A 26,149-nucleotide genomic window follows, 5' to 3' on the forward strand; every position below is an offset into this window, starting at 1 on the left:
GGGAGGATAAAGTTTAACCCCAAACTATCTCCTTCCCTCTGACGCTCTCCTACTAACCGTCTCTACAAAAAAAACACACCACTAGAGAAATTAAACTCTAATGATTTTCCACTTTACCCGGTATTTTGTAAGTTGAGAGGCAACTTGCGCCGGAGTTGGATGTGAAGCTTAAATTAGACTGAGCCTCGAATCCTCAGACTGTTCAGGCTTGCAGTTATCTTCATCTTATTGGCAGCTTACCCGAAGCAGCCTTTAAACTCGTGTATAAGACTTTTGAGTGAGAGCCTCCAAATCTTTAGGGGGAGGTTTGTTGATAGGTTGGCTTTATGTGGATAGCCTCTGTAAGGTTTTGGCTAGAGAGGTCAGGGAGCCGGAAGTTGTTGTGGGCATCTTGAAAGGCGGAATGATTCCGGCAGTAATTATCAGTAACATCCTCCGCAAGCCACTTTTGGCGTTAGGAGTCCACCACCCTTGCGAGTATGTGAGTAGAGGGGTTCAGATATACCAGAATCTGCGTCGAGAGTTACTGGCTGGGCGCAAGGTTCTACTAGTGGATGATATATGCGACACTGGGGAGACCCTTCGAGCTGCGAAGGAGCATGTGGAGGGTTTAGGGGGGAAGGTTGAGACAGCAGTCCTCCAGAAGAGACACGGCTCCACATTCACTCCAGACTATTGGGTGGAAGAGGTCTGGGGTTGGGTGGTCTACCCTTGGGAGGTTGGACGTGCACACCATGTATGATTACAATTTAATAGTATCTTATGTGGGGCAATATGTGGTGGCAAGGAGCGAGGCGAGGAAGCTTTTGGCAACCCTAGGCGACGCTCATCCTAATATAGGACGGACTGCCGCGCGGGGTATCCTCGGCGTTAAGAGTAGCTTGAATAGTCGGTTAGTGGTGCAGGGTCTCCGTGAAATATATGAGAGGGATCCGTTGAGGTTCAGGTTTACCCTTAAATGGGTGCCGATTGACACCTGGACGACTTCGGATTTGGAGGCTATGCGTGCGGAGGTTGCCAAGCTTAGGGTAGCGATACTTCCAGGCGAGTGGTGGAGGGCAACCTTGGAGAAACGCCGTTATACGCTTCTTCATAAGGCGGAGATCATCGCCTCACTGGCGGAGTTGATTGACGATAAAGTTGACTTGAAGCATCCTGACAAGATTCTCCGGGTGGAGATAATCGGCAGGCACGCAGGCATGGCTATACTTACACCTATAGATGTCTTCTCAACCGCCAAACCCTACCTCGAAGGAGCTTCCGATGTGGTGAGGTTGGAAAGTTAAGCTTATTTCCGTGTATAGTTAAAAATATTATGGGTTGAGCCTCTTAGGGCTGTGAAGAATGACTGGGACTGAATTCTCAAAGGGCCAATTGATCTCGAGATATGGTGAGATCTCTGTTGTTGAGACTAAACCCCTCACAGTGGATAAACCATATGTCATAGTAGGTCTCCCAGAGGTGGGCTTGGTAGGCGTTATAGCAACTTCCCACATAGTGGGAGAGCTGAAGATGACGGATGTCGGCTACCTAGACTCTGAGATGCTCCCCCCAGTTGTTACCATACATGATAGTGAACCGAAATATCCGCTTCGAATCTTTCAGAGGGACAGAATCCTACTCGTTATCTCAGAGGTCTCTCTGCCAGCCTACTTCATTTTTCCTTTAACTAGGGCTATAGTTGACTGGGCTAAATCCAAAGGCGCCGAGTTCGTCGTAGGCTTGAGTGGGTTGCCGACTCCGAACCGCACCGAGATAGAGAAGCCGTCCATCATCGGGATAGCCACAACCCCTGAGACCAAGGATCTTTTATCGAAGTCTAATGTACCTCCATTCGAGCAAGGCGTAATAGTTGGCGCCTACGCCCTACTCCTAAGAGAATCCCTCAGGAAAGAGCAGCCCAACATAACTCTCTTCGCGGAGTCTCACCACCAGTTCCCAGACCCAGGCGCCTCCGCCTCAATTCTGGAGGCTCTGAGCCGAATTCTTAATGTCGATATAAATGTGAAGGCACTCTTGGAGAAGGCTGAAGAGATACGCCTTAAGGCGCGTGAACTTATGAGACAGACCCAACAGTCAATGGAGGCAATGAGCAAGGCGCAGGAGAGAGGAACGCCCAGCGTCTACGTCTAAGTGGGGAGGCGTAAGGTGTACTATTCGCGTAGGAAGAAGACGATCTTCGACACGATAGAAGCCTTACGGAAGGAGATGGATAGGATCTTCGAAGAATACTTCGAAGCCTTAACACCTGAGACTTCTCTATACGACTTTGAACGCAGAGGCCTTACACCTCTCACAGAGGTTAGGGAGCTTGAAGACGAGATAGTGGTAAAGGTAGATCTGCCCCGCGTGAGCAGGGAAGACATAAAGATCCAAGCGAATGAGAACGAGCTCAAGATTGAAGCCCCCCTGACCCAGCGCTATAAACCAGACCTCTGGAGCCCTTTCTGTAGCCGGGTGGAGTTTGACGGATTCCGAAAGGTTATCCCCCTCCCAGCCCCAGTTGATCCAAACAGGGCGAGGGCGAAGTTCAAGGATGGAATCCTCCAAGTGAGGCTGCCTAAGAAGATCACTGGAACCGCGATCCCAGTAGAGTAATTGTATGAATATTTCTCCGCAGTTTAACGTTACCGGCCTCGCGCCTAGGTTGAGATGGTTGAGGTTGCGGGTGAAGTGAAGAAGACTTTATAGATGGATCCCTCACAAGTAATTAGTCGGGCGGGGGTCGCCAAGCATGGTCAAAGGCGCAGGAATGAGGATCCTGTCCTGTAGAGGTTCGAGGGTTCAAATCCCTCCCCCCGCACTTAATTTGCACAAAACACGTTTATAATCTAGGTTTGCGCGTTACATTCTTTGTCGCAACATTCATTTGGACATTATTTCTTTTTGATGGTTTTCTGTAAATTGAAAAGCTTAGTAATCCTAGGTAGTATATTATTCCGAAGGCTCCCATCCAAATGCATACGCTGTAGATTTCTAGCGTAAGAGAGAGATCTTAGAAGGGATTTGTTGTTATTGGGTAGAATGGTGTTATGTCCGCATAAAGTGGCGCGTCCAGCAAAACGTGAAGACCAGTTCCTAAACCACCTGCAACAACGAAAGACTTCAGACTCAAACTGTTGCCTGCTTCCAAAAGAAATATTTTGTAAAGAGGTTGGAGAAATTTCTCAAGAATGAACATAGCATAACAGAGAACAATGCCTACTGATATAGCCAATATGAATGTGTGCAAGTATCCATGTAAGGGATACCTTAACCCAAGGAAGAGCACCAAAAAAGGTTCCACATCAACGATAACGCTTGCCAATAAGAATGTTGGAGTATGAAGATATTTCCTCAGGGGAAGACCTAACCCTAAGCCTGGACCAAAATGAAGAGGAGTAAAAGGCATATTCCAACTCCATTACCACCTATGAAGCTTGAGAATTTAATAATTTGCAAGAAAAACTGTTGAAATAGTAATGTTTTGATGGAAAGGGACTCTATACGGTTATGGAGAAACAGTTGAATAGGAGAACAGTTCTAATCATCCTTTTCTTTATCTTCCTTATCTCTGTAGTTGGGGTCTCACTGTATTGGCACTGAAAATTTAGCAGAAGAGAAGCTACAAGATTATATCACGCGGCTGGAGGATGAGGGCTTCACCATAGAAGAACGTCACTTGGCAGATTTTAATGTAGATGGAGCCGTTCCAATCCATTTTTCGGGGATTTCCGCAGTTTTGCCAAGCAAGAAGGCGTTAATCACATTTACCTTGATAGAGCGATACGTGCTCTGTTTTCCCTTCACTCAATAGACAATGAAGTTGAAGCAAACGTCTTTTACTACAGACTCAAAGTCAGGATGTTAACGCATACATGCATTTTATCTTGGTTTAACACGCGCCTGTTATGAATTCATGCAAAAAATCGGGAATTTAAACCGAGTTTTAAACCTAATCCCCACACTAAAGTTTACGACTGGCGTTTAAATTATCGGTTTAGATCACATTTTCTTGGGAATGTTGTCAATGATTCGATGTAGGATGTCTATGGATGTCTATAAAGCAAGCTTTGGATGCCTTGAGAGGTGACGAATCGAAAAGTCACAGAGATTAAGGCTGCTGACTATTCTTTTCGGCGTACTAAACTGTAAGTAATTTCATCTTCCACTGCTGATTCGAATCGTGTTATGGAAATTAAGAATAATATGGTTGTGGGGCTTTCCATTAGCAGACTGGATAAACTTTGCATTGTACAACAGCATTGATAAAAATTGTTGCAGATAATGAAACCCATAGCTTTTATGTTTGCTTTATTTTTTCTGGTTTCCAAAGTATAGCCAACATTCCTCCAAGGATTCCTAGGAGTAGCCCTATTCCCATACCACCCATGCAGCTTATCACACTAATTACTGAAAATACTATAATTAACGCGCCCCATAACTCATGTTGTGTGGGATTTGTGTAAAGCAGGATAGTAGCCGCAATTATTATTATGCCGAAGACTATGCCCACAATACCCATAGCATACGCAATTCCTTCAAAGTTCCATCCAGGCATATGCTCCTCCATTTCCTGCATCATACCCCTCCAGCCCATAGGCCACCACCAACTCCACCAAAGGCACATAATAGCGCTGCCTAAAACTATGAAAATGCCAGAAAGCAATGAAAGAAGGATAGCTGCCGTAGGCTTTTGATATGAACTCATCAGACTTTAACAGCGTATGTTTAGGATGAACGATATTTAAAATTTCACCTCTTAATCCCAACTACCATATGCAAACTGGCATATCTCTCATCATTTGTGTCGAAAACGCGTTGTCCTTTAATGCCTAGAGCGTTCTCTTCTTTTATGACCATGTAGAATCGCGAAATATAAGCTCGAATCTCTCGGGTTTGTATGCTTAATTCTTCTGAAGTATTACTGTTGAGTTTCATGATCTTTAAAAATTCCGAGAATTTAAACCCTGACCTATACACGGTATGATAGCTTGGGATGCGTGGCTTACCTCGTTTAATTTTCTCACTCCAGATTTCTTTAAGGTTCTACTCAGGTGAAAAGCAAAGAGCAAAAGATACCCAGAAATGAGAGAATCATAAAACTTTCAGCAGCTCTTCTCTAACTGCATTGTCTTAAAGACGATGCTGATATTACGCTATCTTTTGTGGATCCAAACCCTGTGTCCTTTATTTATTTCTGTCTCGCAGTCTCTTTTGAACTGCTTCGCTTGTTAACTCTCGAATCGCGTCGGAAGCGATCCACTGTGCACTTCTTGAATCCATTTTTTGAATCTCTTTTGCCGTTTCAATTGCCTTCTTGTTCAGATCTGGGTTTCGTTTTCCGATATTTCTTAACGCCCAGTTGACTGCTTTTTTGACATAATTTCTATCATCATTAGCCCCCTGTTTTATCACGGGCAGAAAGACCAAAAACTTCTCGTCTGGTGATTCCTTGTCATACCATGCTAGACACGCTATCAATACAAAACCTGCGCGCTTTTCAAATTCTTTTTCACGCTTTGTCCATTCTATTGCCTTCTCCCATGCCATTGATGTCTTACTAAACAGGTTCATACAACACTGATCGCATACGTCCCACGAGTTGAAATCCTTTATCCACAAATCCATTTGTTTTTCTGTCACTTGAATCGGATCGTCGATCATGCTCGCAAGTATACGCGCTTCATGAACACCTGAAAACCAAAGCTGTTGAGCGAGAGAGTGATCCTTTTCAATTTCTTTTGCTATTCTCCTTAGGTTTGGAATAGAAACTCCATAAGTATTCTCTGGATTAATACCAAACCGCGCCATGCCCTCTACTGCCTTGGGATTAGATAATTCCCTTAGTTTCCTAAGGATGTCCTCATATTGCATTTTTACCTTGTTATGTTCTTTCTCTTACTGGTTGCCGCAATATCGTCTTCATTTTTTCTTCAGACACTCGTTTTGGATCAGAGAGATAGATTTCGTGGTGGAGACCATTTTCGACGAGATTATTCTTTTCCATCAATTTTCTCATCTTTGACAGCGATTCAGGTTCAGTTGAATAAGGACCGACATGCATAATTTGAACACATTTACCCTCGGCTATTCTCTCAAACCTGATTTCCTCGACCAGTTCTATACATTTCTTCTTGATAATCTCTGCCTTGGCTTTCTCAACAATCTCCGAAGTTACAAATTTTGGCATACGAATGAGAAGTTTCCATCGCCACTCCTCACGAGGAACTTCCAACGCGGGCTTATCAGATTCAACCCACCAAAGACCCTCAAGTTTTGGAACCCCAGAATCATTACCTTGTTTTTTGCAAAGATTCTTTACACCATAAGCGATGGGATATAGCGCCTCTATTTTGGCTGTAAATTCTTTGCTGCCAGGAGCACCTTTGCCTTCTATTGTCAAAAATTTAGCTTCATCAAATTCAACAACTTCCGGCCTTGTCTTTGCCGCATAATATGTTTTGTATTCCTTTGTGAGGTCAAATTTTGTTGTTGCCACAGTTTTAATACCCCTTTCTAAATAGAATCGGTAATCTACATAAATTTTCCTAAAAGGTTGGCTGGCAACATCTAAGAACCAATGTTTAAACCTAACCCCCCGCACTTTAGAAGAGCAGTTTAAAGACGAAAACGTATATGCTAAGCGTGTTTGATTTGGACGTTCAAGGTATCCTGTCGCTGTTCTAATGTGTGGTTTAATATCTAAGCCTATACTATTATCGTTGCCTGTTTTTGCCTAAAAAACGACTTTCGGGGTATCTGGATTGAATAAAAGATGTATCACGGAGATAGTGATAGGTGCAATTATAATCGTTACTGGCTTAGCCCTCGAGTTGTGGTCCGCACAGCTATACTGGATCCAGACCTACCCACCTCCCCTCGGCAAACAGGTACTTGACATCTTACCCCCAGCTACCTGGCTGATTGGAGGACTATTGATAGCCGATGGTCTCTGGTGTATCTTAACCTCCAAGAGAGCTGTGAAGTTAAAGTTTACCCGATCCCTACTCTTGAGTGTAGTTTTAACACTCTGCAGCCTGATGTATAGTGAAGAGGTTATGTGGCCTGACTTCTACCACATAAACTACGGCTTTCCACTCGCCTGGCTAATTAGAACCCTGAGCACTATTGCAGGCCCAACTGACTATTTTAGAATCAATTTTCCAGCACTCTCAGTAGACATGATCTCCTGGTTCACAGTTGCTCTGGTAGCATTCTGGTTTTGGAGCAAACTGAGGAAGAACTATAAAGCATAATTGAGGTATGGGTCAACCCATTGCGACCAGAACTGGGCAGGATTTTTTACTGGAACTGGATTATCTTTAAAACCTTCCACTGGCGAAGGATTGACTCCAAGCGGTAGGCTGAACAGCTCATGGTTATAGAAGATTACCCCTTCACTCATCTGGTGGTCTAGGTTACTGATCAACAGCCCTCTAATGGCGTCATACTCTTGAAGCCTGCTCAGTAGCTGTATCAGAAAAGGCGTATCCCTAGGCCAGACCACTGCACCATGGTATTGTTGATCATCTAGGTAAATCTTATCTTCACAATTCTTCACCATAACGCCAAACGGCAAAACCTCATTGACATATTTATCCAACCAAACAGTTCTACGATATATAAGTAAACAGTCCTTTACAGTCCTCCAGACCATCTCCAATTTATCCTGTGGAAACAAATGCTGGAGAATAGTGGCGGCTACCATCCCCGGAGATCCCTCAGTCTCATCACGTCTAGATAGGTCACGGGATACAACATTATACATGAAATTTTTTCTTCCATTCCAAAAGACTTTAAGGTAACCATTTTTCGCAGGTTCGAGAATGCCTTTAACATCCTCAATGATCGTCGAGTTATGCAGCCCTGAAAATTTAGCCAAGTTTTCTATTAATTCGAGTACGTGAATCCATAGGGCGTTCACCTCTGGGAGACAAAATCTTGGAGTGTTAAAGAGACGATAGACTTCCTCAGGATTAGATGAGTCAAGTTCTTCCAGTTGCCACATTCTCGGTATTCTCGCCGGTAAGGCTTCAACTTTACAGTTGCCCTTCACGACAGCTATTCTCGAATCTGTCCACGAGTGCCAAGGCACACACGCCAGTAACCCATCTTCATGAATCACTGGCGAGCCGTTAACCGTATCAGTAGACGACTTTTTCCATGCTTGTAGAGTTCTCCCAAAGAGTTCTAGAACTTTGAGGGCAAAATAGGTGTCTCCTGTCTTTCTAGCATACTTACAGGCTAGTGAGAAGAATAGTAGAGTTGAATCTACGCTATCATAGGAGGGATTCTCCGAGGCTCTGGTTGGGAGGCTGTTAGGTATCCTACCAGTGTGCTCGTCGAAATACTCTACACCCAATAGAAGAGAATCCCTGACGAGTTTTAGCCTTCTATCGAGCAGTTCGAGAGTTTTCATGTTTTGAAGCAGGTTTAGGTATACATCACGGAACCAAACAGCCCTAAACCACCAAGCGCCGGCCTCAGGTACAGAAAGTTTGATCTTCTTTTGTGGAAGTAAGACTCTCGTTTTAAACCTCAGAAAGGCGTCTATTCTGGCTAAGATTGAGTTACGGATCTGCGGGTCGCCAATGTTCTTCAAGGGGAACACTCTGTTGAGCGTGGACGAGTTCTCCATCTCCATTCTGAGTGTTTCACCAAATGTTTGAGGGATTATCTTATCTTCAAGGTCTTCAGCGGCTACGTGGAAGATAATCTCGCCATCTTTAGGGTATCCAATGTAGAACAGGGCTGGAATGAATAGTTCTCTATGCTCCCCGCGAAATTTCACTCCCTGGGGCGTCATGACCCTAAACCCGTCATCAAGTTTGTAAAACCAGTCATGTCTCTTCTTTAACTCTTTAACACACGTAACCTCGTTTGGAGTGTAAATTTTTAGTGCATGCATGTCTTTTTCCACATATACTTCTCTTTTTTCAGCCTTAACTTTCACGCGATGCTTACCTGGTTCGCTCCCTGAGTACATGTGCCGAATGTCAACAAGTGGAGCGACAGCTAATATGAAATCAGAACTGAGTTTGGGAAGCTCTGCTTGGAAAGCCAAATTTAAACATGCATTGCTCCTGTTTAGCCAGTATATCACATTTAAAGAGCCGATTTGGCCGCTTGAACTTGTGATGGCATAATGGTAGTTTAAGAGGCCTGTTGTTGCGATAACCCTCACAGGCTGGATTGGTAAGACTCTAGAGCCGCTTAGTATAGAGAAGGCGAGACAGTCTATGAATTTCCAGTATTCCCCTTGTGTTAGCGCAAGGAAGCCTTCGTAAGGGTAGTCTCTATTTGGGGATGTGAGAAACAATTCTCCTGATTCTGTTCCTATTTTTATTGTCACAGAGTAAGCCGAGAGACCTAATTCAGCAACCTCGCTACGCAGTAAGAAACGGTGCGCCCTCGCAAAATGCCAGTCAGGGTTCTCATCCGTTTCGTAGGTGAAAACCGGGGTTGATAATTTACTATCCGTTATCATACTGGGGAGCTTGTAAACTACCATTAACGGAAAGATTCCCTGTAGATCTTTAAAGTTTGCTCAGCCACAACCTTCCATGTAAAATACTTTAAAACCCTAACTCTTCCGTTTTTGCCTAACTTTTTGGCGTATGCCGGATCTCTCAAAACTTCTTTGACACCCCAAGCGATGTCTGCCGGGTCTTCGCCGTTTACATGTATCCCATTTTGTTCAGGGCCTGAAGGAATAACCTGCTCCCTGAAGCCGACGCAACCCTTCGCCCCGACGACTACAGGTTTCTCCATAGCCATTGCTTCGAGGCTTACAATGCCGAAGGGCTCATATATAGATGGAAGGACGCAAAGGTCAGATGCGGCGTAATGAAGTATGCGTTCATCTTCTTGAACGAACTCAAACCTATAGACAACCTTATCGTTTACCCCTAGGCGCCCCGCCAGCTCCATTATGTCCTTCTGCTCCTCACCTCTCCCCAATATTACAAGCTTAACTTTTGGGAAGTCTCGGAGAATTAAAGGTAAAGCTTGGATTAGGTTCCTTACGCCTTTAACCCACGTTAGCCTACCAACGAAAAGTATCATCTGCTCATCTTCCCTTATGCCGTAACTTTCCCTGAGCTTTTGGATTTTATTAGTATCCACAACCTCAGGATTGTAACGTTCAGGATCTACGCCGTTCCATACTACGTGAATCTTCTTCTCATCCCATCCATGGCGGGTCAGGTCTTCTTTCATGACGTGACTGACGGTTATGATGTTGTCTGCCACCTGCGCTGTCGTATCCTCAATATGGATGATCACACGGGATCCCCCACCCATGCTTCTACCCCATTCTGTTGAATGCACATGAAATATGACGGGCATCCTTCTAAGCTCATTTTTAACTATCAACCCCGCTATGCCACTAAGCCAGTCGTGCACACAAACAACATCGTAATTGACTCCCTCCTTTCTTATAAGTTGGTTTACGAACTTGGAGGCTGAGAGTATATTGTAAGTGAACATATCGCTGAAGTACTTGATGTAAGTACCCCATCTTGAGAGGTCCTCTGTGACGAAGAGCGGAAAGACATTAGCACAGTTTACAATATTAGGCCTGTGAACTTCGACGCCCTTTATGATTTCCCGAGTTTTAAGATCACCGGGATTTAGTGTAAACACAGATACATCATGCCCATACTCGACGAACTCGCGGGTGATATACTGTGCGTAAGTCCCCAGCCCGCCGAAGAGAACTGGCGGGTATTCCCATACGAAAAATGCTATCCTCAACTTTTCACCCACCCTTGCAGTAAAGATGGAATATGCTTTTAAATATTCTTCAATTAGTTGCCCCTGTGAACCAGATCCACCTAGTGAATATTAGAAGAACAAACTTGGGGAAGTTTTGATGTTTTCATTAAAGCAGACGCCCTAAACGCTCACCAGTTCGACCTTGTTGATGTCCAAGGCAACCCTGTCGCCAACTTTTATGTCTAATTTCTCGTACTCACTAAGGCCCAGCTTAATTATTGTGGCAAATCCGCTCATCATCTGCGTGCTCAAAACGCGGCCTAAGTTTCTGATGAGTTCATCCATAGATCTGAAAGTCGACACCTGTGTTCCAAACGCTGGGTATTGACGATCTCTCATATCGCCAGGCTCTCTCAGAGAGACTAGGACATAGGGGGCACCGTCTGGTGCAGCTGTTATCTCCGTGACAACGTATTCCTTCTTCACATGTACCACCCGAACGATTATGGATATGATATGTAGTAAGACTATAATAGGCTATTCGCCGTTAAATTCTCGGAGCAGTTGAGAACTTCTAGACTCGCGAGGTGAATAGGGATGCAAAGAATCTTTAGATTAGTTCAATAACTTAGATGTTTACCGAATAGAGATTATCCGCCTAAAACAGGTTAGTAAAACCTAACTCCAATCTCACCTTCTGTGATTCATTCCCTTCTGGGTCATAAAACGCTTAATTTACGTTTACTTAAAAACTTGATGAGACACCCGTTAGCCTATGGTTTATGTTGGGTTGGCATTTAAGTGTTAAATCGCCTATTATGTGGCCTGTATGGTGGGCCCGCCCGGATTTGAACCGGAGACCAACAGGTTATGAGCTACGACAGAGAGACTTCTGTCGCTCTTTCAGTACTTCCAGCTCGGAAGCAAACCTGGCTGAGCTACGGGCCCCCTAAGATAGCAGAGAGCCTCTATCGATTTAAGAATTTTCCCCAACTCCCAGCATTCCTCAACATTCTGCACCCAAACAGTGAAACAACCTTCATAAACCCAAATTGTAGGGTTAAAAGAGACGAGAAATGGGGAGACTTTTGAGACGTGTTAATAGCTCTTCATCTCATCCAACCGTTTCGGGAGATACTCGTCTACAATCGTGGTCAGCCCATAACGGCTGAATGCCTCCTGCTCGGCCTTCTTGCGAATCTTATTGAACACTTCTATCTCTCTCCGCCAGAGACTCTCCTTATACCGCGGATCCTTCTCCAACTCTTCCAAACGTTTCAAGTCTAGTTCATTCAACCTCTCGGTTGGGAGTTTGTAGGAGATTATGTCAGAAGCCCACACCCCTGACCACTTTGCGTCAGGTGTAGTCAACTCTTTTAGGTGTGCAGCGTTGGCTGAGCCGGAGATTATAACTTGAGCTATGTGCATCCCCCATGGGTCGGCGTCGCAGAAAATATAAACTGGGAGACCCAATTCCTCATTCAGACGGTGGATTATATGTCGGGTGGCTCTGGGTGCCTGGCCAGCCGTATGAATTAGTATAGCCTTGTATTTTTTGTGAACCTCTTCCTCCAGAAACCGTGTGAACATGGCGCCCTTCTCAATGCAGATGACCAACTCAGCATCGGTATCTATGAACTCTGCACTTGATAATGCAGGCCCGATTATGACGCCGTCAGGGTGAACTGTGAGATTCAAACGTTTCCCTTCATACCGAGGCGCCGTATACTCTATGGTCAAGTTGCCGTATATGGCACTCCGCTCCTCAGGGAATACGTTGAAATCCTCCCTAGCAAACTCGATGACAGTCTCAAGGTCATTTATTATATCGTCCGATTCAGCTTGATCGGTGAAATCAACCCCGTAGGCCTGTGCCATGTAGTAGATGTCCCTTAGGGTACTCGTCCTACCTTGGAGTGAAAGCTGCCTGACTATGTCAGCCAACCAGATGAGCTGTGTGAAGGGCCTGAGGTGGCGGATATTTCTAGAGCTCCTTCTTATCTTCTTATCCCCCAACACGAACTGTCGAAGCTTCTCGTCGTAGATTATGTTACCAGTCGAACGGCTTGGGAGGTCTATTGTAGGGAAGGCTCCGGCATCTATTTGCCGACACACCTCACGGCCCAGCTTCTCTATGCTCTCTAAGACATGTTGCTTCTTACTCTTCACAGGACTTACGGTCTTCTTCGGGGCCATACTTCATCACACTCTTTAATAACGGTCTAATGTCTGGAGGTTCATTCCGCTCGATGATCTCGGCGGAGAACTTCGCAATTTTTGGGAGAAACTTCTCAAACACGTCGAGACGACGTTTTTCACTCTCGATCGCCTGTCTTCTTGAGAGGGAGATGGAGAGCTCCCGTGCGGCATCTCTAATACCGTTGAGGATTTCCCTTCTGATCTCAGGTACGTCGGCTATGAACTCTTTACCGACGCTCCGATAGGGAATCTTGGTGGAGCAGATGTGGACGAGAACTGCCAACGGTGCGTTGGGGACGTCTACATTATAGTGTTTCCAATTAATCCCGTTATGAACAACATCCCATGAAACATCACTGGACTCATCATAGAGGAGGGGTATCCTATTAGCAAACCTATAGAGAGAAATTTCTCCTGTCTGAGGTATTCCACCCCCATAAGCTACGCCAACCTCCACAATGAAAGGGAAACCTGAATATACTGAGGGAGCACGCTGCTTCACAGATACAAACTCTGGATTCAGCTCCTTCTTTATCCCGGCGCGAAGCAAATCCTCACCGAGCGGTGAGAGGCAATCCGCAGTAGGAGGTCGAAAGTCTGGAAAACATTTCATATGTTGAACCAACTTAACTACTTCGTCGGTGCTCAGCTTATTTGGGCGTCTCGAGGGTGGAATACCGGCAGATTCTAGGAAACGTTTGGCTATCACCGGCCCTACTCTGTGAAAGTGAGTCGTCATGAAGTTTAGCATGTCTTTGCAAGTTGTCCCTGAGATTATTCGCTTAACCGTCTCAACGTCTGAGCCGTAAGGGTGCGGTTTGGTCTCTTTGGGGGGAGAAGGAAGCTCACTTGCGACCCTCTCAAACCTATACAAACGTCCCTTCGGGTCGACGAAGGTCAATTTTGCGTAGGGTGTTACAATCGCTGTCTGTTTGAGGTATTCTAGAATTTTTGGGCCTGCTCGCAAATAGTCACCGTCTAACTTTATCTCGATAACGGTGCCATGCCATCTCTTATCATTCCTGTATGTCCTATGTTTTAGGACAACCGGTTTATTCCGTTGGATATCTACCAACAATTCATACTCATGAATTACTGGGGTACCCGTCGAGGAGATGACATGTACAGCATTATTTGTTGTTATCTGTCCGTAGAGAATAGCCATCGTCCCGCCGAGCCCGAAAGTCCCTCTAGACTGTCTTAATCTATACTTTGACCCGTAGAAGACTTGGGCTAATGCGTGTGGGATATGGCGGGCGGGAATACCAGAGCCATTATCTGCAACCCGCACTGCATATATGCCGACCCCTTCACCGCCCTCAGCGCCCTCATGGCTGATCCTGAGATAGATGTCAGGGAGGATACTGTGTAATTCACAGGCGTCAAAGGAGTTCTCAACTAATTCCCTAACCGTTGAGTATAAGGCGCGTGCAGGATTGCTGAAGCCGGCTAAATCTTTATTCCGGTAAAAGAAGTCGGCTGGGCTTATCTCGTAGAACTCTTCTTTCGACATAGTAGCTCACCCTTGCTCTTCCCAGAGCTTCAATTTCTCCTTCTTGAGTTCGCGCCTAACCCTGCTCAGATATTGGTAGACGGTCCTATGCTCACTCCCCCCTATAAGCCTCTGAATTGCAGATCTAGCGACCTCGACTTCTTTAGGCCGCCCTATAATCGCGACCGTGTGACCGTAGATCGATATGTGCGTGTCTGTATTCTCCTCTAGTATTCGGCGAGCTTTCCCACTCCGCCCAATTAACCTGCCCATCAACCTTTCCAAGTCAGCCTTTGACCGCCCCACATAGTCGCGCAGGTCAATTATCTCGAATAGAACATCATCCTCGAGTAGACATAGAGCTTTGGTGGAAGAGAAGCCATGGCCTATGGCTGATATCACATTTTGAAGTTTAAAGATGGCTGTAGGGTCGCTGGGCGCACTTGATGGCTCAAATTCTACTACGCCTGTATCGCTACTGACGACGAGGTTTACGTTGCACAGTTTCTCAATCTTCCTCTTAAATGAACCTTTAGGCCCTATTAGAACCCCTACTCGCTCTTCAGGGATTTTCATTCTAAGATTTGAACTCATTTCTAGACGTTCACTTATCCTCTTTAGATGTTATAGGGATTTCTAGCATAGAGCCAAAGCCCACGGGATCCCCCTTTATGATAATATAAAAGATATTAAGTATTATGTTTAATTTTTTATTCCTATCAAACTCAACTGCCAGTTAAAGTGAAGTTTGGCTTCGAGCCAGTCACCCAAATGTAAGTTACTTCGACCGGCTCTACTTCCACCCCAAGATGTTTGAAGAAGTTCGCAAGGTTGACTAAGTCGCGGTATAGTAACTGAGATGCCATCGGGTGTGTTAACAGAACTGCCTGCGACAGATCGAAGATAACAGGTTCATCGTTGACAACCATAACATTGAACCCGCTGAGGTCCCCATGCACGAGGCTAGCATCCCGATAGAGAATCTTCACATACTCCAAGAGTTTCTTGTAAACCCTACTGGGGTCATGAAGCTCCGCTTCCCTTAGAAGAGGCGCTGGTATACCATTGCTACCTATGAACTCCATTACCAACACATTATTCTCCACAGCATAAGGTTGAGGAACCCTAACTCCTACACTATAGGCTTTCTCGAGATTCTTGAACTCTTTAAGCGCCCAAGTGTATATCAGGTTGCGGGAATCACGTTTAACCTTCCCGAAGCGGCGGTCACCTTCGATATATTGTAGCATACCCTTCCTGAACTCAGCCGAGGCTACGAGATATATCTTCACAGCTAACTCGCGCCCGCTCTTGTTCAGCCCTCTGTAGATGCGCGCCTCTTTCCCACTCTTTACCACACCATAGAGGCGGTCAATTACACCTTTATTTATGAGGTGGTAAAGGGTCATCAAAGTGGGTTTATCGAAGACCTCTTCGAGAACATCGTAATCCTCGGAGCGTTTAATCTTCATACGTTGAGTTACGTCATAAAGCCTCTCATCTCGGTCAAGCTTCTTTTGAAACTTCCCTTCCGCTGGCAATTCATTCCGTGGCATGATATTCACTCGAATGAATTAAGTGATGAGGAGAATATTAGCTTCACAGTAGGATATGGATTAACCAGTCAGAGGGTGATGGGTTAGTTGAGGTATCATACATTCAAAAGCCGAGATTTTTCTGTGCAGTAAATTAATGAACAATGAGGTAATCGGCGGTTATTACATTTTTAGGTAGTTGTTCTTTCTAAGCCACTCTGCTTGATTATGTGTGTACCTCCACGTGATGTCTCCCTTTGAGTCGCTTTGGAACTCCCAAGGCGAGACTAGGACGACGTCGTTCTCTCTTATCCAGATCTTTCTTTTGAGTTTTCCACTAATCCTACATAGGCGATCCTTGCCGTCTTCGCACCTTACGACCATTCGATCGAAGCCAAGCATCTTGATTACGACGCCCAACATCTGCCCTTCACCAGGCAGTATAAGGTCTTTGAGTTCCTCCTCGCTCAAGACTTTCCTTTTCAATTTCCTACAGCTCTACCCGCTAAGCCACTTATCTCTCTCTCTCGGAAAGTAGCTTTACTATAATTTAAAACCTAGTACCAAACAACCATAACGCCTCTTCAGTGGAGCTACAGTTTTATTATCTGAGCGTGAGGAATACCACCAATAACTATTACGTTAGGCGCGTCAACGTAGCCAGCCTTAACTGCGGCGTCTACTATGGCTGGGCCTGTCAGGTTGACTATGGTAGCTGGTTTCAGGAGTTTTATTGACTCGCTAATTTCGATCTTTTCCCCTTTGTAGAAAGATTCACGAACTTCGAAGACTACTCTCTTCTCTTTATCCTCGAAACATTTCCCTAGAACGTCTTCATCACATATAGCCACAAGTAATTCCCCTCTGACCTTCGTCACCTTCGCGTAGACCTGAACCACGGCCACTAACTCCTATATTGCCCTCACAGAGGATTTTGCGCCGCACGCCTCACAGACGAGAAAGCGGAAACGCTCTTCCCGAACGATTTTTGTGTCTGGGGCGTGGCAGACTGGACATATGACGAACTCTTTGATATAGTCATCTACGATGTGGTTAACACGGACTTTATCGAATTTTCCCTGAAAGACCGCTTGGTCCTCCTCAATGCTTCCAGCGGTAGCAAGCTCCTTAGCCAAGTATCTAACAAGATGCTGGCAGTCTCTGTTGAGCGTCTCACATATATGCTTTAAGTTAGTGATGAAAGTCCGATTTCCCGCGATCACTACTGAGGGCCTAGGCGGTTCGAAACGTGTCTTGGTGGCCGCACCTTTAGGTAAATTCGAGTAAAGCCTGTTCAGCTGTTGCTCGTAGTTCTTCTCGTTCATTTATGATTCACGGAAATTGCTCAAACATATTATGATGCAGAGGAGGTAAAAGGAGTTTCGGTCTACGATAACCGCTCCGTCCTTAAGTGGTTCCCATCTCCCAACTTCGCATGTACTCAATTTGTTCAGCTGTGAGGTTATCTATCTCAACCTTCTGGCTCTGGAGAGCTAGCTTCGCTACCCTCTCATCGATCTCCTCTGGAACTCTGAAGACCTTAGGTTCCATATCACGCCCGTGACGTAAAAGATATTCAACCGAGAGAGCCTGATTCGCGAAGGACATCATCATAACTTCCGGCGGATGACCTTCAGCAGCCGCGAGATTGACGAGCCGACCCTCAGCCAATAGGTAGATGCGTCGCCCATCCTTCAACCGATACTCGTCAACATTTGGTCTAATCAACCTCTTTTGTTCAGCGAGCTCACTCAGTTCAGCGATGGATACCTCCACATTGAAGTGGCCGGCGTTGGCTATCACGGCACCACTCTTCATCTTTGACATATGTTCCCCGCGTATCACGTTTATATTACCAGTAGCAGTTACGAAGAAGTCGCCTATCTCGGATGCCATTAGAAGCGGCATCACCAAGAAGCCGTCCATCTTGGCTTCAAGAGCCTTCAAAGGGCTAACTTCAGTTACTATCACGTTGGCGCCCATCCCACGGGCTCTCATCGCTATACCACGGCCACACCAGCCGTAGCCGCAGACAACGAAGCTCTTTCCAGCTAAAAGGAGACCCGTAGCACGCAGTATACCATCGATGGTACTCTGACCTGTTCCGTAACGATTGTCAAAGAGGTATTTCGTGTAGGCGTCGTTCACCGCGATAATTGGGTAGCTCAGAACCCCGGATTTAGCCATAGCTCTAAGCCTCACGACGCCGGTGGTGGTCTCTTCCGTACCTCCGATCACTGCTCGCAACTGATCCTTCTTCTTGGTGTGTAGTGTCATGACTAAGTCTGCACCATCATCGAGGGTAACTTCAGGTTGATGTGAAAGTACATTCTCTATGCACCTATAGTACTCCTCGCCTGTCTGACCTCTCCAAGCATAGACATTAGTACCTTCGCTAGCTAATGCTGCCGCAACATCGTCTTGGGTCGAGAGAGGATTAGAGCCGCAGAGATAGACCTCCGCCCCTCCAGCTTTTAGGGTCCGAGTAAGGACTGCGGTCTCTTTAGTAACATGAAGACATGCGCCGACCTTAACACCTTTGAGAGGTTTACGTTTCTCAAAGTCGCTCCTGATACTCATGAGTACCGGCATTCTGCTCTCAGCCCACTCGATGGATAAGCGGCCTCCCACGGCTAGGGAGATATCCTTGACCTCAAACTCTCGCATAGCCACCCCTCCAAGTTGACCCTATTATCCTGAGTAGGAGGATTTAAGCCTCTTTCACCACGGTATTATGACAGATATATTGGGAAGCTACACTCTATAGGTGTATACTAGTAGACTGGTATAAGGAGGGGGAAGACAGCTCTTGGGGAGATGGCTGGTCACATCAGCTTGGCCATACATTAACCATGTGCCACACCTAGGGACGATGATTGGTTCTGTTCTCTCAGCGGATGTTGTAGCTAGATATCTGCGGATGAAGGGCGAAGAGGTGGTCTTCGTAAGCGGCTCTGACGAGCATGGCACACCTATAGAGGTCGAAGCCATAAAGGAAGGGAAACATCCGAAGGAACTTACAGATAGAAACCACGCCAAGATAAAAGACCTCTTCCAGAGGTGGAAAATCTCCTTCGACAACTACACAAGAACCGAGAGCCCCGTTCACAAAGAGATAGTACGGGAGATCCTCCTTAAAATTTACAAGAACGGTTACATCACCACGGAAGAAACCATACTTCCATGGTGCCCCAGATGCCAACGTTTCCTGCCGGACAGATTCGTAGAGGGAATATGCCCATACTGCGGGTATGAGGGAGCACGTGGGGATCAATGTGACTTCTGCGGCAGACTTCTTGAGCCTACCAAGCTGATTGGACTACACTGCACAATCTGTGGGGCACACCCAACTCTTAGGAAGTCTAAACATTGGCTCTTCGACTTGCCCAAGTTCTCGCAAAAACTTCTAGAATACATTGAAAACAATAGGCAGCTGCCAGACAATGCTAGGAACGCTACGCTCAAGATGATAGAGGAAGGCCTCAAACCCCGACCCATAACACGTGACAACTTTTGGGGGATACCAGCCCCATTCCCCGGGGCAGAAGGCAAAACCGTTTATGTCTGGATAGAAGCAGTGCTCGGGTACATTTCAGCCACAATTGAATACTTTAGAGACAAAGATAACCCCGAGGGTTGGCGTGACTATTGGGTTGACCCCTCGACACGGACGCTCTACTTCGTCGGGAAGGATAACATCCCTTTCCACACAATAATACTGCCAGCGCTTCTCTTAGCCAGTGGAGAGAAATATAATTTGCCATGGAATGTGGACTCGACAGAGTTTCTCATGTTCGAGGGGCAGAAGTTCTCTAAGAGCCGCAGAGTTGGAGTCTGGATTGATGAAGCACTTGAGATGTATCCTGTTGATTACTGGAGGTATACGCTCATTTCATCCAGACCGGAGGCGAAGGACTCAAACTTCACATGGGATGGCTTCTTAGAGAAAGTGAACTCCGACCTCAACGATACCCTAGGAAACTTCATACACCGCACACTAACCTTCGTCGACCGCTACTATAGCGGGCGTATACCTAAACCTAACAGGCTAGATAAGGAGGATGAAGCGGTACTCCAATCGATAAAGAAGTATAGCGCCGATGTTGCCTCCTATATTGAGCGGTTCAGGTTGCAAGCCGCAGTTGGGGCTGTAATGGAGCTAGCACGTCTCGGAAATAAATACATCAATGACAGGGAACCTTGGAAGACCATCAAGACCACTCCGGAGAGGACTGCGGCCACCATCTACACATCTGCGCAGATCGTAAAAGCGCTGGCAGTTCTATTAGCACCTTTCATGCCCTCCACGGCGGAATATGTCTGGGGGCTTCTGGGGCTTCCAAATAGCGTCCACGATCAGAGATGGATGTCTGCATCTGAGGAGCTGCCACCAAACCATAGAGTAATGAAGCCTAAACCAATCTTCTCCAAGATTGAACTCTCAGAGGTTAGACGCAAGCTGGAAGTGGGAGCCGTGGCAAGGGATGAAGGCAAGATGACAGTAGATGAGCTCTCCAAGTTTAGCCTCAAGATAGGCAAGATCATCGATGTGAACTCGGTTCCAGGATCTACAAAACTATACAAGTTGACTGTGGACATTGGGGGAAGCGAACATAAGACGGCTGTAGCAGGATTAAAGGGAAACTATTCAGCAGAGGAGTTGAGGGGTAGGTTGGTAGCAGTAGTTACCAATATAAAGCCGCAGAAGATCTTTGGCGTAGAATCTGAAGTAATGATCCTAGCTGGTGAGGACGACGAAAAAGTTGCACTACTGCAACCAGACCGACAGCTGAAACCTGGGAGCAAGATCTATTAAATGGAACTCAAACTTGACCTCCACGTCCACACAGTCTACTCTCTGGATAGTTATATCACCCTCGAGGAGGCTATCGAACGCGCAAAAGAGCAGGGTTTGGATGGTGTAGCCATCACGGACCACAACACCACCAAGGTCTGTAACAGGCTGCCGAACAACTCAGGTCTAATTATTGTGCCAGGTATTGAGGTAAGTTCGTTGGGGGCTCACATACTGGGGCTCGGTATTAGAGACAACATTCCAAGGTCGATGCCAGCCGCTGAGACCGTTGAAGCAATTCACAGCCTAGGCGGAGTAGCAGTCATTGCGCACCCAACCTCTATCTTAAAGGGCGCTAAAGAAGAAACTATTAAGCTGGCGAGACCAGACGCTATCGAGACAGTGAACTCTTCGACTATATGGCCCTTCTCGACCAAGATGAGCCGGCGACTGGCGGAGAAGTTAGCGTTACCTCAGACGGGTGGGAGTGACGCCCATACCCCCAAAAGTATCGGTACAGCTTATACCCGTATCGATGTTGATAGACCAACGCTCGACGATATCCTTAAGGCGTTAAAGGAGGGGAGGAGTAAAGCTGAGGGAGGTAGGGATTCTTGGAGAAATTTGGCGTTTAGGGTGGGTATGCGTGTTATAAAAAGTGGGAGGGCCTTTAGATCTCGTCCTCTATCTGATCCAGGTTTAGGTTTATGAGAATCTTCTTGTCAAATCCTGTTCGATCTTCTAGATCTGTCAAGTCTATCCCTCTAACAGGTCTTGAAGGATTGTGGATTTGAACACGCTCGGGCAGTATGACTTGTAATACTTTCATCGCTCTCTCCCTCCAGAGTTAACCACACTCTATAGCTTAGAGGATATATTCTATTGTATTTCAATTTAAATTAAAAATAAATACCAATGAAATATTAAAATATAAGCCTTTAGTTCGGCAAGCCAAACAATTATAAAAAAACACGTCAAAAACGATGATTAACGAATCCTTTTTTTAAAGGATTCGTATGGAATATCCTTTGGTAAGATACATGCCCATTAATGACAACGCGGCCGGTCACTGAAAAAGGCATCTCATGATCTTTACGCTCTGCAAACCAAAACAGTAAATACCCCACGCCTCTTTGTGGATGGCGACTCGGATTCCCTGCGTCTCATTTTTCGATTCTTCGAAGATTATGCACCCTTAACCCGTGCCCAAGCCTCTGGAATAGAGTACCGCCAAGCAGAGCTAATTTTCACCTATCTGCTACATTCAAATTCTTTAGAGTGAAGCCCGTGAGGCTCTTAACGTTGCGAACTCTAAATGGCTTGCCCGCGTTATTATCCCGTTTAGATGCCCTTCACCCAAGGTGAGTGGCGCGATACCAGAGCGCTACCTTAAGTTGTCGATTATCCTGCGCTTTATCTTGGAGGAACTGTTCAGATCTCCCCGCCCGAATTTTGGAATTGTTACAACCTTAATGCGGTAACCCCCCTCTTCGATGGCAGCTCTGACTTTCCCCGCGATCTCATGTTGGTCATAGCCGAGGGCGATGATGTCTGGCTTGTAGGTTTCGATTACTTCCGAGATGTTCAACTCCTCATGCCCCAAGAAGGCTTTGTCGACAGGTTTTAGGCCCTCAACGATAGCGAGTCGTTCATCTTCTGGAAGAATTGGATCCTGCCCCTTTAAACGTCTGACTGTGGAGTCCCGCGCCACCACTACTATCAACTCAGCGCCCTTTCCACCTAACCTCTTTGCCTCTTCAAGGAAGCGGAGGTGTCCATAATGGATCAAGTCGAAGACACCTGAAGCCAGAACCCTCTTACGCTCAGACAAAGCCTATCATCTCTAACTGTCCTCTTCCCACCTGAAATCGATAACCTTCAGAAGACGCAGGGCGTCTAAGAGCCCTTCACAGTAAGCTAAGGAGATTAAAGCCGTGGTAACATGGCCGTTCTTTCTGAAATAAATGGCATCCTCAAAATACCTCCTTGCCAAATCTATGACTTCCCCACTGTTTCTGTCAATTTTTTTAAGCTCAAGCTGAGAGAACACCCTCTCGAGATTTCCCTTATACCTCTCAAACTTTATGCGATCCTGCTCATCCATAGTTTCCACCCAACAGCCCCTCACTACAGTGAGCACCGGCGAATGCCTTCAACGCTTCCTTCTCCATGAAGTGGAGCTCCCCTATGAAGATTATAATGTGAGGAGGACCACCGAAGTCAAATTGTAGTAGATCGCCCACTCTACTGCATTTGATAGTTGGCTGATCTGAGCCAACCCTGGCAACCCCTACAGCTATCCGCTCGGGAGTGACAACTCCCTCTCTCCGCCTCTTCTCTATGGAGAGAAGATACTCGAGGCCCTCTCTAACTGTCATATACCGTCCATGGCTGGCTGCTATGTCGAGGAGTACGAGTGTATGTAACCTCCTAGCAGTGTTCTCGCCGATTACGTCGTAAGGTGTCTCCGGTCTGTAGATCTCGCTAGGGAAGGGTATAGTAACCGTCCTCCCAAATTTGTAGTTTTGGAGCCCAGCTGCCCCAGCTGCGGCTGTTAGAATAGATACACCAGGAATGACCTTAGTTTCAATCCCCAGCTTGTAGGCGCGGAGCCTAAGGTCAATATGGGTAGTAGCCGCCATTGGGTCGCCTGGAACGAGGAGGACAACATCTGACGCATCCGCATCCTTCAGGATGGTCTCTTCAGGGCGCTCCTCTAGATCCTCCCTACTCAGCTTAACGATCGGCTTGCCTAAAATTTTCTCGAGGTTCTGGATCGAGAGGCGGGGCATAAGACTCGTGTAGAGTTCGATGTATATCTTCTCAGCCTCCACAGCCCGCTTAAGCCCGGATAAAGTTAACCCACCTTCGTGGTCTAGCCCCAACCCCACAAAGGTCAACATACCCAACCACCACCTATTGGAAATTTGGCAAAGAAATACTATATGGGGCGAGATTAAACAGCCGCCGCTCCAACAGACCAGTTATAGTAACGGAGCCGCTACCTTAGCCGCGTAGAACACGGTTCGTATACTAGAGGAGGGTTAAGGGGGATTAATTTAACCAAAAAGAGCCCCAAGTCCAGCTAGGGCCTCCTCCTCCTTCTTTTTCTCCTCTTTCACTTCCTTCTTCTTCTCCTCTTTGGGTTTTGCAGCCGCCTCAGCTGGCATTGGAGCTGCTGCCGGGGATGCAGGGGCAAACCCTATAGGGGATGACTTTAAGGCCTCGTCGATGTTGACCTCTGATATGGCAGCTACGAGTGCTTTAACCCTCGCCTCGTCGAAGGTTAGTCCTGACGCTGAAAGAACCTTCTTAAGATTCTCTTCATTGACGGGTTGTTTAGCGAAGTGTAGGAGAAGAGCCGCATGAATATATGGGGAAGACAACAACACTCACCTCATCACCAAACAGCCATAGACCTTTCGACCATTTAGGTTTTCCGATCTATTTATCTCCCCTCATATTTGAAGGTTTTGCCTGAGGTTAACTGTTTTGAGCCAGACCTAGCTGAGATGAGAACTCCAGCGAATGCCACGAATGCCAACGAGAGGTAAGCGGGTTGGTAGCCTAAGATGGCAATGAGACCGCCGATAAGGTAGGGTGAAAACGCCCCTACCCCGCTGCTTATTGTGAAGTATACGCCGAGACCGCTCCCTCGGCTGGCCTCTGGGAGAAACGTTGTGGCTAAGGTCTCCGTAAGTGGAAAAGTGGAGAAGAGAAATATTGCTACGATAGCGACGGTGGGTAGAGCCAGTAGTGGAGAAGGCGCTAAGGCAAAGGCGAGTGTGCCAATCCCGATTGCGGTGAGCATTGCCGTCAAGAGTACTCGACGGTCTATCCTATCAGTCAGATAGCCGCCGATGAGCTGCCCTGCCAAGCCAAAGAGGAAGAAAAGTGAAAGTGTACTGCCGGCTTGAGCCACGTCGAAGCTGTAAATTACAGTTAGAAGTAGTGGAAGGAAGGTTACAACGCCGCGGTCTACCACAGTGACTGAGGCGTTTATGCTTGAGAGTTTGAGTAGTTGGCGGTTCCGTAGCACAAATGTCATCCTCTTACGCTCCTCTACGGTTGCAGAGTTGGCTTGGCGCCCGGCGAGAGGGAGAAATATGGCGGAGGCAACTACTCCAAGGAGACCGAAGAGGAGGAATGGCGTCCTCCACCCCCAAGTGGCCAGATGTGTTACCATGAGTGGTGTGATGAAGAAGCTAAGGTTTGTGGCGATGCCGTGGAGCCCGTATGCGCGCCCTCTCTCTTCGCTAGGGAAGTTCTGGGCTATAACGGCTATAGCGGAAGGGTGGTAAGTTCCTCCACCAAATCCGGCCACCGCTTGGAATATAAGCAGTGTCCAGTAGTTGGGCGCAAGCCCTGAGAGGAAGATACCTACAGCTGAGAGAAGAAGCCCTAACCCTATAAGCAGCCTACGATCAACCCTATCAGCTATAGAACCTATTGGCAACTGGAAGATTGCGTACGGGATAAAGAAGGCTGAGGCTAAGAGTCCAGCTTCTGTAGTGGAGATCTCGAACTCCTTGATGAGTATGGGTAGAAGTGGGGGAAGTATCACCCAGTATGAGTGGTTGAGCCCATGGACTAGCGAACATAGGGCGAGAATCTTATACCTCCGCAACGGCTGATTCAAAGCTGCATTAGAGTGGAAATTGACGTATATTAAAATTCAACGGGCTCGGTGTTCAGAAAAGTAGGTGGTTAGCGCTTCAGCTGAGTGAAGGCGCGAATAAGCCCAAAACCGTTAAACTTCGAAGATGTTCGAGATGATTAGAATCTCTGGGCCGGTGGTTGTTGAGCCGACTAAAGCCCCACGGACATTTACCAGAATGCCGCTAGCTACGTAGGGAACCCCACCGTTCACAGTCCCAACATCCACAGGCACCTTCAGAACTTCAGTTATTAATGCCTTCTCCTCTTCTTCGGCGTGCGGGTGGAGTAGGGCGCCTCGATTTGTGGCTGCTGCGAAGGAACCGACATAGGGTAGGTGGGCTATCTCGGCGGGGTGAACCTCTACGTCGAAGATGTCCGCAAGCGCCCTCATCTCGCTGGGTTGGAAGGAAGGATCCACCACAGCGCCTTTGTCGTTAAGGAGGATTAGGTTGCCTAGGGCTGTCTTCTTTCCAGCTAGACGTTCTACGTTTATGTCCCTTAATTCCCGCTTGAGGAGGCGAACTTCTTCCTCAGACGAGTAGTAAGGTAGAGCTATTCCGTGCGTATTCCCAGCTGCTAGGACGCCGTTGAGCTTAGACTCTCCGACATCTATTTGACAGACATCAACCCCCAAGACTTTCCGTATCTTTGCAAGCTTGCCCTCGGACACCCCGGTGGGAACTAATGCATAGGTATCGGTAGCTAGGGCGTAGATTCCCAAGTTAGGGCTTCCGAGGATCTCAAATCTGTGAATAGTCAATTCACTCACCG

At 46.7% G+C, this 26,149-nt stretch carries 29 protein-coding genes and 2 tRNA genes; 8 read left to right on the top strand and 23 right to left on the bottom strand.

The window, feature by feature from the left end:
- The first annotated feature begins 307 nt into the window (after positions 1-307).
- The 5 genes from QXJ75_02850 (at position 308) to QXJ75_02870 (ending at position 2,803) form a co-directional block, all read left to right on the top strand.
- Positions 308-742, top strand: coding sequence for a phosphoribosyltransferase family protein (locus QXJ75_02850; GenBank protein MEM3737017.1), 435 nt, complete (start codon positions 308-310; stop codon positions 740-742).
- Positions 743-779: 37 nt separating this feature from the next.
- Complete coding sequence (locus tag QXJ75_02855) at positions 780-1,286, top strand: THUMP domain-containing protein (GenBank protein ID MEM3737018.1); 507 nt, start codon at positions 780-782, stop codon at positions 1,284-1,286.
- A gap of 58 nt (positions 1,287-1,344) precedes the next feature.
- A complete protein-coding gene (locus QXJ75_02860) occupies positions 1,345-2,133 on the top strand; it encodes a proteasome assembly chaperone family protein (GenBank protein MEM3737019.1) in 789 nt (262 codons plus the stop codon).
- Between the two features lie 15 nt (positions 2,134-2,148).
- Positions 2,149-2,598 carry an Hsp20/alpha crystallin family protein gene (locus QXJ75_02865; protein MEM3737020.1) on the top strand — a complete coding sequence of 150 codons (450 nt, stop codon included), beginning with the start codon at positions 2,149-2,151 and terminating at the stop codon, positions 2,596-2,598.
- A gap of 120 nt (positions 2,599-2,718) precedes the next feature.
- Positions 2,719-2,803: transfer RNA gene (locus QXJ75_02870), tRNA-Leu, on the top strand.
- A 192-nt stretch (positions 2,804-2,995) separates the two neighbouring features.
- Here the strand turns inward: QXJ75_02870 and QXJ75_02875 are convergent.
- The 4 genes from QXJ75_02875 to QXJ75_02890 form a co-directional block, all read right to left on the bottom strand.
- Positions 2,996-3,391 (bottom strand): hydrolase, encoded by a 396-nt coding sequence (locus tag QXJ75_02875; GenBank protein MEM3737021.1) that lies wholly within the window; start codon positions 3,389-3,391, stop codon positions 2,996-2,998.
- Between the two features lie 891 nt (positions 3,392-4,282).
- The gene (locus tag QXJ75_02880; GenBank protein ID MEM3737022.1) at positions 4,283-4,579 is read right to left on the bottom strand and encodes a DUF6114 domain-containing protein; all 297 of its coding nucleotides are present in this window, start codon (positions 4,577-4,579) and stop codon (positions 4,283-4,285) included.
- 590 nt (positions 4,580-5,169) lie between these two features.
- A complete protein-coding gene (locus QXJ75_02885) occupies positions 5,170-5,856 on the bottom strand; it encodes a DNA alkylation repair protein (GenBank protein MEM3737023.1) in 687 nt (228 codons plus the stop codon).
- 10 nt (positions 5,857-5,866) lie between these two features.
- The gene (locus QXJ75_02890; GenBank protein ID MEM3737024.1) at positions 5,867-6,481 is read right to left on the bottom strand and encodes a GyrI-like domain-containing protein; all 615 of its coding nucleotides are present in this window, start codon (positions 6,479-6,481) and stop codon (positions 5,867-5,869) included.
- A 265-nt stretch (positions 6,482-6,746) separates the two neighbouring features.
- On the opposite strand from QXJ75_02890, the gene QXJ75_02895 reads away from it, so the two are divergent.
- On the top strand, positions 6,747-7,238 hold the full coding sequence (locus tag QXJ75_02895; GenBank protein MEM3737025.1) for a hypothetical protein: 492 nt from the start codon (positions 6,747-6,749) through the stop codon (positions 7,236-7,238).
- Here QXJ75_02895 and QXJ75_02900 read toward each other — a convergent pair.
- From QXJ75_02900 to ahcY, 12 genes are all read right to left on the bottom strand, one after another.
- A complete protein-coding gene (locus tag QXJ75_02900) occupies positions 7,226-9,493 on the bottom strand; it encodes an amylo-alpha-1,6-glucosidase (GenBank protein MEM3737026.1) in 2,268 nt (755 codons plus the stop codon). The two genes, QXJ75_02895 and QXJ75_02900, sit on opposite strands and share 13 nt — an antisense overlap.
- Positions 9,493-10,737: a glycosyltransferase family 4 protein gene (locus QXJ75_02905; protein ID MEM3737027.1), complete on the bottom strand. Its 1,245-nt coding sequence runs from the start codon at positions 10,735-10,737 to the stop codon at positions 9,493-9,495. Before QXJ75_02905 ends, QXJ75_02900 begins: the two co-directional genes overlap by 1 nt.
- Before the next feature lie 141 nt (positions 10,738-10,878).
- Complete coding sequence (locus tag QXJ75_02910; protein ID MEM3737028.1) at positions 10,879-11,184, bottom strand: hypothetical protein; 306 nt, start codon at positions 11,182-11,184, stop codon at positions 10,879-10,881.
- A gap of 344 nt (positions 11,185-11,528) precedes the next feature.
- A tRNA-Ile gene (locus QXJ75_02915) sits at positions 11,529-11,646 on the bottom strand.
- Between the two features lie 150 nt (positions 11,647-11,796).
- Positions 11,797-12,894: a DNA topoisomerase IV subunit A gene (locus QXJ75_02920; protein MEM3737029.1), complete on the bottom strand. Its 1,098-nt coding sequence runs from the start codon at positions 12,892-12,894 to the stop codon at positions 11,797-11,799.
- Positions 12,857-14,410 (bottom strand): DNA topoisomerase VI subunit B, encoded by a 1,554-nt coding sequence (locus QXJ75_02925; GenBank protein ID MEM3737030.1) that lies wholly within the window; start codon positions 14,408-14,410, stop codon positions 12,857-12,859. The genes QXJ75_02920 and QXJ75_02925 overlap by 38 nt, the downstream gene beginning before the upstream one ends.
- A 6-nt stretch (positions 14,411-14,416) precedes the next feature.
- Positions 14,417-14,983 carry a KH domain-containing protein gene (locus QXJ75_02930; GenBank protein MEM3737031.1) on the bottom strand — a complete coding sequence of 189 codons (567 nt, stop codon included), beginning with the start codon at positions 14,981-14,983 and terminating at the stop codon, positions 14,417-14,419.
- Between the two features lie 131 nt (positions 14,984-15,114).
- A complete protein-coding gene (locus QXJ75_02935) occupies positions 15,115-15,945 on the bottom strand; it encodes a serine protein kinase RIO (GenBank protein ID MEM3737032.1) in 831 nt (276 codons plus the stop codon).
- 162 nt (positions 15,946-16,107) lie between these two features.
- The gene (gene eif1A / locus QXJ75_02940) at positions 16,108-16,410 is read right to left on the bottom strand and encodes a translation initiation factor eIF-1A (protein ID MEM3737033.1); all 303 of its coding nucleotides are present in this window, start codon (positions 16,408-16,410) and stop codon (positions 16,108-16,110) included.
- A 107-nt stretch (positions 16,411-16,517) separates the two neighbouring features.
- Positions 16,518-16,829, bottom strand: coding sequence for a DUF424 family protein (locus QXJ75_02945; protein ID MEM3737034.1), 312 nt, complete (start codon positions 16,827-16,829; stop codon positions 16,518-16,520).
- Between the two features lie 6 nt (positions 16,830-16,835).
- Positions 16,836-17,249: a translation initiation factor IF-2 subunit beta gene (locus QXJ75_02950; GenBank protein MEM3737035.1), complete on the bottom strand. Its 414-nt coding sequence runs from the start codon at positions 17,247-17,249 to the stop codon at positions 16,836-16,838.
- Positions 17,250-17,331: 82 nt separating this feature from the next.
- The gene (gene ahcY, locus QXJ75_02955; GenBank protein MEM3737036.1) at positions 17,332-18,591 is read right to left on the bottom strand and encodes an adenosylhomocysteinase; all 1,260 of its coding nucleotides are present in this window, start codon (positions 18,589-18,591) and stop codon (positions 17,332-17,334) included.
- 142 nt (positions 18,592-18,733) lie between these two features.
- Here ahcY and metG point away from each other — a divergent pair, with 142 nt between their 5' ends.
- Positions 18,734-20,740: a methionine--tRNA ligase gene (metG, locus tag QXJ75_02960; GenBank protein MEM3737037.1), complete on the top strand. Its 2,007-nt coding sequence runs from the start codon at positions 18,734-18,736 to the stop codon at positions 20,738-20,740.
- Positions 20,741-21,430: a CehA/McbA family metallohydrolase gene (locus tag QXJ75_02965; protein MEM3737038.1), complete on the top strand. Its 690-nt coding sequence runs from the start codon at positions 20,741-20,743 to the stop codon at positions 21,428-21,430.
- On the opposite strand, the gene QXJ75_02970 is transcribed toward QXJ75_02965, so the two are convergent.
- The 7 genes from QXJ75_02970 to QXJ75_03000 form a co-directional block, all read right to left on the bottom strand.
- The gene (locus QXJ75_02970) at positions 21,390-21,548 is read right to left on the bottom strand and encodes a hypothetical protein (GenBank protein ID MEM3737039.1); all 159 of its coding nucleotides are present in this window, start codon (positions 21,546-21,548) and stop codon (positions 21,390-21,392) included. The genes QXJ75_02965 and QXJ75_02970 overlap by 41 nt on opposite strands.
- A gap of 555 nt (positions 21,549-22,103) precedes the next feature.
- Complete coding sequence (locus tag QXJ75_02975) at positions 22,104-22,550, bottom strand: adenylyltransferase/cytidyltransferase family protein (GenBank protein ID MEM3737040.1); 447 nt, start codon at positions 22,548-22,550, stop codon at positions 22,104-22,106.
- 12 nt (positions 22,551-22,562) lie between these two features.
- Entirely contained in the window at positions 22,563-22,823 is a 261-nt protein-coding gene (locus QXJ75_02980) for a DUF357 domain-containing protein (protein MEM3737041.1), read from the bottom strand.
- A complete protein-coding gene (gene dph5, locus QXJ75_02985) occupies positions 22,816-23,622 on the bottom strand; it encodes a diphthine synthase (protein ID MEM3737042.1) in 807 nt (268 codons plus the stop codon). The genes QXJ75_02980 and dph5 overlap by 8 nt, the downstream gene beginning before the upstream one ends.
- A gap of 156 nt (positions 23,623-23,778) precedes the next feature.
- Positions 23,779-24,105: a 50S ribosomal protein P1 gene (gene rpl12p / locus QXJ75_02990; GenBank protein MEM3737043.1), complete on the bottom strand. Its 327-nt coding sequence runs from the start codon at positions 24,103-24,105 to the stop codon at positions 23,779-23,781.
- Positions 24,106-24,167: 62 nt separating this feature from the next.
- On the bottom strand, positions 24,168-25,346 hold the full coding sequence (locus QXJ75_02995; GenBank protein ID MEM3737044.1) for an MFS transporter: 1,179 nt from the start codon (positions 25,344-25,346) through the stop codon (positions 24,168-24,170).
- Positions 25,347-25,469: 123 nt separating this feature from the next.
- Entirely contained in the window at positions 25,470-26,138 is a 669-nt protein-coding gene (locus QXJ75_03000) for a translation initiation factor IF-6 (protein MEM3737045.1), read from the bottom strand.
- Positions 26,139-26,149 lie beyond the last annotated feature (11 nt).

The organism is Candidatus Bathyarchaeia archaeon (genome assembly GCA_038883335.1).
Classification (GTDB): Archaea; Thermoproteota; Bathyarchaeia; order Hecatellales; family Hecatellaceae; genus JAVZMI01.